Here is a 9,911-nt window from a genome sequence, read left to right on the forward strand (position 1 = left end):
TCCAGCGCTAAGCCGCTGTGCGCACGGCACTTTCCTTCGGCGCTAGCGACAATCTCTAGTGGTCAGTCAGCGACAATCTCAAAGAGCCGCCCCACAGGCGCCTCGCCGGCGGCGAACTCCAGCTCGACGGTGATGAGGCCCGCCGTCGGCAGCTGCTCGGCCGGAGACGAGGGCGTGAGGGCGGCGTGGCTGGGCTTCGGCGCCGGCGGCCGCTTGAACAGGTTGATGAGCTTACGCACGGACGCGACGGACGCCCGCGTCGCCTCTTCGGTCAAGATTTGCTGAGCACGGACGGCTGACGCTGTGCTGCGCCGGACGTCGCCAGCGGGCGGCGCAAGGGCCTCCCGGCGTCTTCAGGTCGGTCGCCTGGGCTGCTAGATTGCAATGCAGGGTGGCGCGCGCCGCCTACAGTTGCAGCTTCGAGCGTGCGTCATGTCGCGTTCCTCCCAGCCGGCCGAACTCGCCAAGTCCGCCATGCGGCTCACCGCGGGCTTCCTGCACGAGAACCACAAGATCGGCTTCCTGGTCGGCGGGGATCCGCCTCCGGGCCGCACGCCGGTGACCGAGCTGATCGCGCTCGCCATCCTCCAGGCCAATGTCGCGCAGGTGCTGCGCGATCCCGCCCGGCACCTGGCCTACGGCGCCTTCGAGGCCCCGCCGCCCGACCAGGAGCGCCGGCCGGTCAGCATCCGCGCCGTGGCGGCCTCGCTCAGCCTCTCGCACGAGACAACGCGCCGGCACATCGTGCGTCTGGCGGAGGAGGGCCTGGCGGTGATCACGCCCGAGGGCGTGTATGTGCCGCAGTCGGCCATGGCGTCGCCGCTCTACGTCCGCGGCGCGGTGCAGGTCACGGAGAGGCTGCGCGAATTCCACGCCCGGCTGGTCGAGGCCGGCGTGCTCGCCTGGCCGGAGGCGTCGCCGCCGATGGAGGCGCCGTTCCCCTATCGGGCGATGATGCGCCGGTTCGGCGACTACTTCCTGCGGATGACCGACGGCATGAACCGGATCGTCGGCGACCTCGTGCTGTCGATGCTGCTGATGGCCATGTTCCAGGAGTCCGTGCTCGAGGGCCGTCGGGTGGCGGTGACCCGGGTCGCCGAGCTGGTGCGGCTGCCGCACGAGACCGTCCGGCGCAAGGTCGCCCGGCTGGAGGCGGCGGGGCATTGCCGGCGCACGCCGGAAGGGCTGGAGACGCCGCCCGACCTGCTGGACCGGCCCGCCTGGGCGGCGTTCTGCGAAGCCAACCTCAGCGACCTGCGCCGCTTCTTCGCCGACCTGCAGGCGCTGGGCGTGATCGACGCCTGGAAGGGCCAGGCGGAGCCGCCGCCGGCCTGAGCGGCCGATCCCCATTTTGAGACACCGGACGGCCGCCGGTCCCCAGATTGAGACGCCGGACCGGCAGGCGCGCCTGCGCGGGATGCTAACTGCCCCTAGACAGTCAGCAACTTGCCCGGGGGGGGGGGCAGCATGCCATCAGCAGCCTTCAACAGCCTGCCCTTCATCACCGGCATCCCGTCGAGCTGGCCGACCCTGCCCGCGGGGGTGGCGACCGACATGCCGGACATCGGGGTGACCGATCCGGACGACGACGTGATCACCGTCACCCTTTCGCCGTACAACGGGACCATCGGCGGCGTCGCCGACGCCGACTTGTCGCGCGACGGGGTGCAGGTCGTGGGCGCGCCGGCGGCGGTGACCGACCTCCTCAAGGGGCTCACCTTCACGGCGAGCGACGCGACCTTCGGCATGGCCTGGATCAGCATCGAGGCCTCCGACGGCCAGGTGAGCTGGTACGACACCCTCTACGTCAATGTAACGGAGGGACCGGACAGCGGGGAGGGCGGAGAGGGCGGCAATCACGCCCCCGGCGTCTCCACGCCCATCGTCTTCCCCTACACCGCCGTGCGGGTGGGCGAGGCCGACCCGGTGGACGACGTGACGATCACCGACGCCGACGGCGACCCGCTAACCGCCACCCTGACAGGCTACAACGGCCAGGTCGGCGGGGTCGTCGACGAGGATCCGCTGACGGCCGGACTGCAGGTGAGCGGCACGGCGGCCGAGCTGACCGCCAAGCTCGCGGACCTCACCTTCACGGCGGGCAATGACGACGACCTGGCCTGGATCGACATCCGCGTCTCGGACGGGCAGGCGACCGGCTCCGGAACGATCATGCTGAGCGTGACGGGCCGGAACGGCGCGCCGGCCTTCTCGGGCCTCAACGACGCGAGCTCTCCGGCTGTGATCGAGCCGCGGCTCTGGGCCGACCTGCCGGCCTTCACCGTCTCCGACGCCGAGGGCGACGTGCTCACGCTCAGCCTGTTCGCCGGGGCCATCGAGCTCGAGGGCGTCGTCGACGACGACGAGGACGCCGAGGGCGTGCAGCTGGTGGGCACGGCCGACGAGATCAACGCCCGGCTGGCGGCGATCGACATCAAGCTGGACGAGCCCCGCGACGACTTCATCTCCATGAGCCTGACGGACGGCCACCAGCCGCTTCCCGTCTGGGGCTCGCTCTGGATCAAGGCCTGGAGCGACAACGCCGACCCGACGATCGCCGGCATCGACCTCTCCGACGTGAACGTCCGCAAGGGCGTGGCCTCGGCGCTCCCCGATTTCACCGTCGCCGACGCGGACGGCGACGTGCTGACCCTGACGCTCTCCGACTACAGCGGGACGATCGGCGGCGCCGTCGACGCCGACCCCGACGCCGAGGGGTTCCAACTGGTCGGCACGGCCGAGGCGCTCAACACCGCCATCGCGGACCTGACCTTCACGGCCAGCCGCACGGGCATCATGACCATCCGGGTCAGCGTGTCCGACGGCCGCGTCCCGGACCAGGCCTTCACCTGGATGAACGTCTTCGCCACCGCCAACAAGACGCCGGCCTTCTCGGGCCTGCCGTCCACGACCCTGCAAGGGGCTCCGGGCGAACTGCTGCAGCTTCCCGACGTCACCGTGGCCGACGGCGACGGCGATCCGCTGACCGTCACCGTGCTGGCGGAGAACGGCGTCGTCGGCGGCCTGACCGACGCCGACCCGGACGCGGCGGGCATCCAGCTCGTCGGCACGGCGGCCCAGATCAATGCGGCGCTGGCCGCGGCCACCTTCACGCCCGAAGCCGCCGGGCCGGCGAAGGTGATCCTGCGCGCCGACGACGGGATCGTGACCACGGCCGTCGAGCGCACGATCAACATCCAGGCTGAGCCGCCGCCGCCGCCCGGCGCGCCCACGCTTGCCCTCGACGCGGGTTCGGACACCGGGGCCGCGGGCGACCTCCTGACCGCGGACGCGACGCCGAAACTGACCGGCGAGGCCGAGGCCGGGACGCTCGTGCGCATCTACCACGGCGCGGCGCTCCTCGGCGTCGCGACCGCCAACGACGCCGGCCAATGGTCGTGGACGCCCGGGGGAGCGCTGCCCGACGGGGCCTACACGCTGACCGCCGTCGCCGTGGGCGACAGCGGCGAAAGCCCCGCTTCGACGCCTCTGGTCCTCTCGATCGACACCGACGCGCCAGCCGTCGGCGTCTCGGCCGCCACGACCGCGCTGGCGAGCGGCCAGACGACGACGCTCACCTTCACCTTCGACGAGGTCCCGGTGGGCTTCGACGCCGGCGACGTCGCGGTCACGGGCGGAACGATCCTCGGCTTCACCGCGACGGACGACCCGAAGGTGTTCACCGCGACGTTCCGGCCCGCGGAGGGCGCGACGGCCGCCACCGTCAAGGTTGCCGGCGGCTATGCCGACGCGGCCGGCAACGCGGGCGCAGGCGGCCGGGTCGACCTGACCATCGCCCCGCCCGCCGAGCCAGAGCCCGAGCCGCCCGCGCCGCCGCCGCCGGTCGAGCCGCCGCGGACGGTCGACGGCGTGCCGGTGACGACCACCACCACGACCCATGCGGACGGCTCGCAGACGGAGACCGTCAGCATCCCGGTGGTCACCCCCGGCCGGGTGGAACAGGTCGGCGGCGCCGGCGTGGCCGACATCCCGCTCGCGCCCACGCCGTCCGGCGGCGAAAGCCCGCTGCTCGCCCAGCTTCCGGTGGGCTATGGCCTGCAGGCGGCGGGCCCGCCGGGTGCGGGGACGGCGGGGAACTCGCTCACCGACCTGATCCGCGAGATCCAGGGCCGCACGCAGGCCGGCTCCACCGACCAGACCCTGCTCACCGGCGGCGCCGCCGGCTTCCTCGGCGCGCTCGCCGCCGACACCCCGCTGCTGGTCCGGACGCTCACGCCCGTGGTGGGCGTCGACGGCGCGCCGGCCGCGCCGCTCGTGCTCCAGGGGTCCCCCTCGCCCGACGCGCCGCTGACCGCCCTGGTCATCGACACACGCAGCGTCCCCTTCGGCGCGTCGATCGAGCTCGAGAACGTCGAGTTCGCCGCCATCGTCGGCGCGGCCCGCGTCACCGGCGGCGACGGGGCCCAGACGGTGTGGGGCGACGGCGCGGCCCAGTACATCGTCCTGGGCGCCGACGACGACGTGCTCCACGGCGGCGCCGGCGACGACACGGTCGGCAGCGCCACCGGCAATGACACCGTCCAGGGCGGCGAGGGCCAGGACGTGGTGTTCGGCGGCGAGGGCCACGACTTCGTCCACGGCAACACCGGCCGCGACACCGTCAACGGCGGCGCGGGCGACGACCGCGTCTACGGCGGCCAGGGCGACGACCGGGTGTTCGGCGACGAGGGCTCCGACCTCGTGTTCGGCGACCTCGGCGACGACTTCCTGCACGGCGGCGCCGGCGCCGACCTCGTCGACGGCGGCCTGGGGAACGACACCCTCCACGGCGGCCAGGGCGGCGATGCGCTCTCCGGCGGCGAGGGCGACGACGCCCTGAACGGCGACCTCGGCGACGACGCGGTGCACGGCGGCCTGGGGAACGACGTCCTCTATGGCTACGACGGCGCCGACACCCTTCGAGGCGGGCAGGGGGACGACATCCTGCGCGGCGAGGCCGGCGACGACTGGCTCGCGGGCGATCTCGGATCCGACACCCTGTTCGGCGGGGCGGGCGCGGATGTGTTCCACGCCTCCAGCGGCGCCGGCCAGGACCTCGTCATGGACTTCGACTTCGCCGAAGGCGACCGCGTCCGGCTGGCCGCCGGGACGGCCTACACGGTCAGCCAGGTGGGCGCCGACACGGTCGTCGACCTCGCCGACGGCGGCCGGATGGTTCTCGCCGGGGTCCAGCTCGCGAGCCTGGGCGAGGGGTGGATCCTGGCGGGGTAGGGGGCGGCCTGGCCGATCGCGCCGCGCCGGCTCGGGAGGGCGCGGGCGTGGGCGCCACGGGCCTGGAGGGACGAAGCCGGGCCGGGCCCGTCTTGCGGGCTTGTGGTTTCGGCAAGCTTGGCCAATCGTCGTTCGCTGGGAGGCGCGCCGACTGGAGGCGCCGTTCGGGAGGATGCACGATGGGGTGGAACGGGCGACGCGCGGGCTGCGCGGCGGCGATTGGCGTGGCGCTGGGAGGGCTGGCCTCGCCGGCGGCTTCGTTCGGGACGGCGAATGGCGGGATCTGGAGCGCCGAGCACAGCCATGTGACTCGTTACGCGCTCCGCGCGCAGGGCCTCGGCCCGCTGACGATGGACGCCCTGGCCGGACGGCCGACCCTCACGTCCGGCTATGGCGCGGTGGGGGCGCCCGACGTGCTCGGCAGCCCGCTGGGATCGCGACATGAGGCCCACTGCGACCACGGCGACCACCTCGCGGTCTCGGGCTATCCCCAGACTCAGGCCCAGGCCCAGGCCAACCTGACCGCCTGCCGCAAATGGATCGACGACGCCCTGAAGGTGGCCGTCGTGAACGCCGGCCGGCTGGTCAACACGGCGGGCGTCGTCCAGGCGCAGGAGGCGACGCTGACGCCCGCCTGCAAGTTCGACGACAGCGCCGACCGGGCCAAGTGCATGGTGCTCGAGAGCTTCGGCCGCGCGTTGCACGCGACGCAGGACTTCTACTCGCACACGAACTGGGTGGATCGGCCGGACACGGGCGCGGTCGACGAGGACAATCCGCCGGGGCTCGACCGGCAGGGGCCTGCAACCTGGCTGAGCCTCCGCGCGTCGGCGGCGTTTCCGGCGGGCCTGATCAGCGGCTGCTACGAAGGCAAGCCGGAAACGATCTACTGCCGCTACGGCCTGACCAACCGCGTGAAGCACGACGTCCTGAACAAGGACACGGGCCCGATCAGCGACACAGCCGGCGCCACGGGGCCCGGCACGACGGATCGCGGCGGGATCAACGGCAACTTCCAGCGGGCGGTCAGCGCCGCGAGCGACGACACGTTGGACAAGTGGAAGCTGCTCACCGAGCGGATCCAGGCGGCCTACCAGGGCGCGCGCGCGCAGAAGATCGTCTGCGTGATCAGGTCGGACAATCCGGCCGCCTGCTGAGGCGCGGCCGCGGCCTACCAGGTGTCGTCATCGTTGGGATGCACCCAGGGGCCTAGGTCTATGATGCGCGAGAGGAAAGGGCCGCGCTCGACGGGCGCGGCCTGATCCCGTGCGGCCATGGTCTCGACCTCTTCGACGAGCACCGCATAGCGGCGCACCGGATCGCCCCGACGGCTCGGCAGCTCCATCGGCACTGACCATTCGACAGCGGCGCCCTTCAGGACTTGCGGCGCCTGCTGCCGCTTCTGGAGGAGCTCCCCGCTGCGGAGCACCGGCTTCCAGCGGATGTGCTCCGGTCGGTGATGGGTCACCTCGTCGGCGTTGATCGCCTGCAACACGGTGATGTTGAGCAGCGGCGTAGGCCCGCGCGGCAGGAAGAGCGCATCCCCGACCTCGCGACGGAGCTCCGCGAGGCCCTTCTCGTCGTTGAAGCCAACGCCCCTGACCCGCACCACGAACTTCTTGGGCCCATCGAACTCCACCTCGACCTCTCGCCGGGGCGGTAGTTGCGCGAACTCGGCGATGGGGTGGGAGAGCTCGAGGTCCTTCACCGCATGGACCTGCAGCCGCGTCAGCCCGAGCTGGACGAAGGGGAAGTAGACGCCCTTCGGATCAATGTGGAGGTCGCAGTAGTGGCCTTCGTCGCCGGCCTGCGGGGCCATGGGGTGGTAGCCGAGGATCGTGACCGGCAGCTCGGCGGGTTCCTCGGGCGGCGCTCCCGGAGCGCCGGGGTCGGCGAGCCTCAGGGGGAAGGTGGCGGGGCCGAAGCTCGGGCGTCGCGCATCCTTGGGGTCCTTGGGGATGAAGTCCTCCGCACGGAGAAGTCCGTCCGAGGCGCCCGAATGGTGGATAGGATCGGCCCCGCACCGGCTCACGAACTGGTCGAAGCGACCGATCCCGTCGAGTTGGCAGACCGGTTCCTGGAAGAGCGGCCTGCCGCCGAGGATCGGCAGGATCACGCCCAGCATCTCGCCCTCGCCCGAGGCGAACCAGTTTCGCTTCAAGTAGATTCGCAGGCCGGTCTCGCGGGTGAAGACCACGCGTCGCGCGCTCTTGACCGCCTTCTTCCACCGGAAGATCGGCAGCACCCGCTCCACCTCCGGCGGCGGCGGTCGGAAGGTGCAGGTGGTCCAGACCTCGGACTTGAACGGCGTGGGCGCGGAGGGCAGGTCGAGCTGGGCGTCGCTCAGCCCGGGATAGTGGCCAGTCCACCGCGAGTTCGCCACAAGGCTGACGTCGAGCCGCCGCGCCTTGCCATTGGCGAAGCTGAACGAAAGCTCGCGGTAGGGCGGCGGTGAGGGTCTGGCGGTTTCGGGATAGGCGTGGGCGTCATCCTTCAGGAAGCTCACCGGCTGGCCGAAGAGCCGGCGCCGGACGGGCTCCGCTTCCAGGGTGAAGAGGCGCGCATTGTTGGTCATAGGCTGATAGCGCCATGAGCCGTCATCCGCCTGCACATAACGTTCGGGACTGTGCTCGACCCAGCTGGCCTCGCAGCGCAGCTTCCCCGTCGTCAGGCGATCGGTGAGCGCCTCCCCCACGAAGAAGGTGGTGGAGCCGCCGGCCTCGCTCGGCCAGGCGTAGAGCTTCTCCGGATCCTGCCGCGCCACGTAGGAGGGCCAGGTTTCCTTCTCCGGCCCGGGCGCGGTGGAGTCCCTCGAGCTCGGCTGGACCGTGAGGGTGACGGCATGAAGCGTCGGCCCGGCGATCGTCTTGCCGGGCCGGAACGCATCGGGCTTGTCCACGTCGTCGAACCGCGGGGCTTCCAAGGGCCGCGGCACCGTGTGCGCCACATTGAGGCGGTGCTGGTGCTGGTAGATCGCCACCGGCCCCTGGCGCTGCACGCAGGCCAGGGCCGCATCCGGGTCGGCGTCGGCGAGGGCCAAGGCCGAAGGGCCGATCAGCCGGCCCTTGCCGGCGGCCGCCACGCGCCTGAGAGCGCCGTCGGGCACGGCGTGCTCGCGCCGCATTCGGTCGGCGTCCGTTTCCGCCCAAAGCTCCAGTTGCGCCGTTTCCCCGGGCGCAAGTTCGACCTGCAACTTGCGCAGCACCACGGGACGGCGGGACGGCTCCGCGTAGACCTGCGCCACGCCGCCTGGCTTTACGCGTCCGCGCTTCCCCTTGAGCGCGGCCGCGGTGCGGCCGACGAGTTCGAGATAGACGGGCTCCGCCGCGGAGGGGGCGTTGCTCGCGTCGTCGTCGCGCCAGAACGGGACGCCGTCTCCGCTCGACTCGAAGCCGGATGCGTCCTCGCCGTCCACCAGACGGGCCCGGAGGATACGCGCCAACGGATCGGCGTAGCGCGGGCGCGCGGGCGGGCAGCAGCGGTCGTCGAGGACCAGCACCGCCCCGCGGCTGCGCTCGTCGTCTTCCGAGCCTGTGGCGATCTTGCCAAGGTCATAGAGTTCGCCCGGCCGGCCGTCCGGGCATCTCGGCTTCGGCAGCGTCGGGAAGCCCCAGCCGCCCCGGCGCGCCACGGGGAATTCCCCCGTGAAGGGGTTCAGCATGGCCATGACCCGGGTGTTGGCCAGGCTGCCGGGCGGCGTGTCGACGGTGTTCAGGGCGTCGAAGGCGCCGTGCTGCTCGCTCAGGTGGAACGGCACGCTCGGCGGGGTCACGAAGCGCCGGGTCTGGTCGCCCACGCGATGGACCACCAGGTCCTCGAGGGACTCGCCGTACGGCATGGCCGCGCTCTCGACGAGTTCCTCGTCGTCCCAGGCGAGGAGCACATCGGGCGCGCGCACCGCCTCATGCCGCTGGTAGAGATATGCGGTGTCGCCCCCGGCGCCGAGCCAGAGACGCTCGGCGGCGTAGCGGCGCTCGGCGTCCGGCAGGTCCAGGCCGCAGCCGTTGGTGAGCACGGCCCGGGCGCCGAACACATAGCTTCGCCCGGCCCGCAGCGGCGGCGGGTATCGCGCGGGGTCGGCGGGCAGGTCGACGACGACGTCGATGGCCAGGTCGTCGGCGGGGTTCGGCCGAAGCGTCGCGCCGAGCGGCGGCTCCCCGGTCTTGGGATCGCCGTCGGCGAGGGCGGGCAGGCCCAGGGTGTCGCCCTGCCAGGCGAACAGGACGTCGTGGTGCTCGAGGATGACCTGGCCCGCGGCGTCCTCCTTCAACTGCGTCATCGGCTGGACGTAGCCGTCCTCCCGGGCGCGGCGTGAGCGGACCTCCGGGGACCTGAGGAAGTCCGCCTCGATGTCGCGGTGCTCCGTCGTCGCCTGGCCGTTCTGCTCGGTTGGCCGGAAGTAGCCCACCTCGCGGCCGACCAGGCTGCGCCACCGGCCGGTCAGGTCCGTCGATGTCCGCTTGAGAACCGCGGCGTCGATCCGATAGCCCTGCACCAGGTCTTCGATGTCCCGGATCTGCGCCCAGCGCTGGTCGCCCGTCGCGGTGGCGTTGTGCGCGACGATGTCGGCGATCTTCTGCTGACGGTCACCTCAGCGCGCCTCTGCTCTGCGGGCGGCCGAGGCGACCGGCGCAGCAGATCTCCGAACCCTGCAGCGCTGGCTTGCGGAGTATGAGCGG

5 protein-coding genes are annotated in these 9,911 nt (G+C 72.2%); 3 read left to right on the forward strand and 2 right to left on the reverse strand.

What is annotated here, in order from left to right:
- Positions 1 to 62: 62 nt before the first annotated feature.
- Positions 63 to 239 carry a hypothetical protein gene (locus tag BO64_RS02880; protein WP_496401768.1) on the reverse strand — a complete coding sequence of 59 codons (177 nt, stop codon included), beginning with the start codon at positions 237 to 239 and terminating at the stop codon, positions 63 to 65.
- 193 nt (positions 240 to 432) lie between these two features.
- On the opposite strand from BO64_RS02880, the gene BO64_RS02885 reads away from it, so the two are divergent.
- The 3 genes from BO64_RS02885 (at position 433) to BO64_RS02895 (ending at position 6,389) form a co-directional block, all read left to right on the forward strand.
- Entirely contained in the window at positions 433 to 1,335 is a 903-nt protein-coding gene (locus tag BO64_RS02885; protein ID WP_496401769.1) for a hypothetical protein, read from the forward strand.
- Positions 1,336 to 1,467: 132 nt separating this feature from the next.
- Positions 1,468 to 5,232, forward strand: coding sequence for an Ig-like domain-containing protein (locus tag BO64_RS02890; protein ID WP_496401770.1), 3,765 nt, complete (start codon positions 1,468 to 1,470; stop codon positions 5,230 to 5,232).
- A 224-nt stretch (positions 5,233 to 5,456) separates the two neighbouring features.
- Positions 5,457 to 6,389 (forward strand): hypothetical protein, encoded by a 933-nt coding sequence (locus tag BO64_RS02895; protein ID WP_496401771.1) that lies wholly within the window; start codon positions 5,457 to 5,459, stop codon positions 6,387 to 6,389.
- Between the two features lie 14 nt (positions 6,390 to 6,403).
- Here the strand turns inward: BO64_RS02895 and BO64_RS02900 are convergent, their stop codons facing one another.
- Positions 6,404 to 9,727 (reverse strand): hypothetical protein, encoded by a 3,324-nt coding sequence (locus BO64_RS02900; protein WP_496401772.1) that lies wholly within the window; start codon positions 9,725 to 9,727, stop codon positions 6,404 to 6,406.
- Positions 9,728 to 9,911 lie beyond the last annotated feature (184 nt).

This window comes from Phenylobacterium composti DSM 19425 (assembly GCF_059568645.1).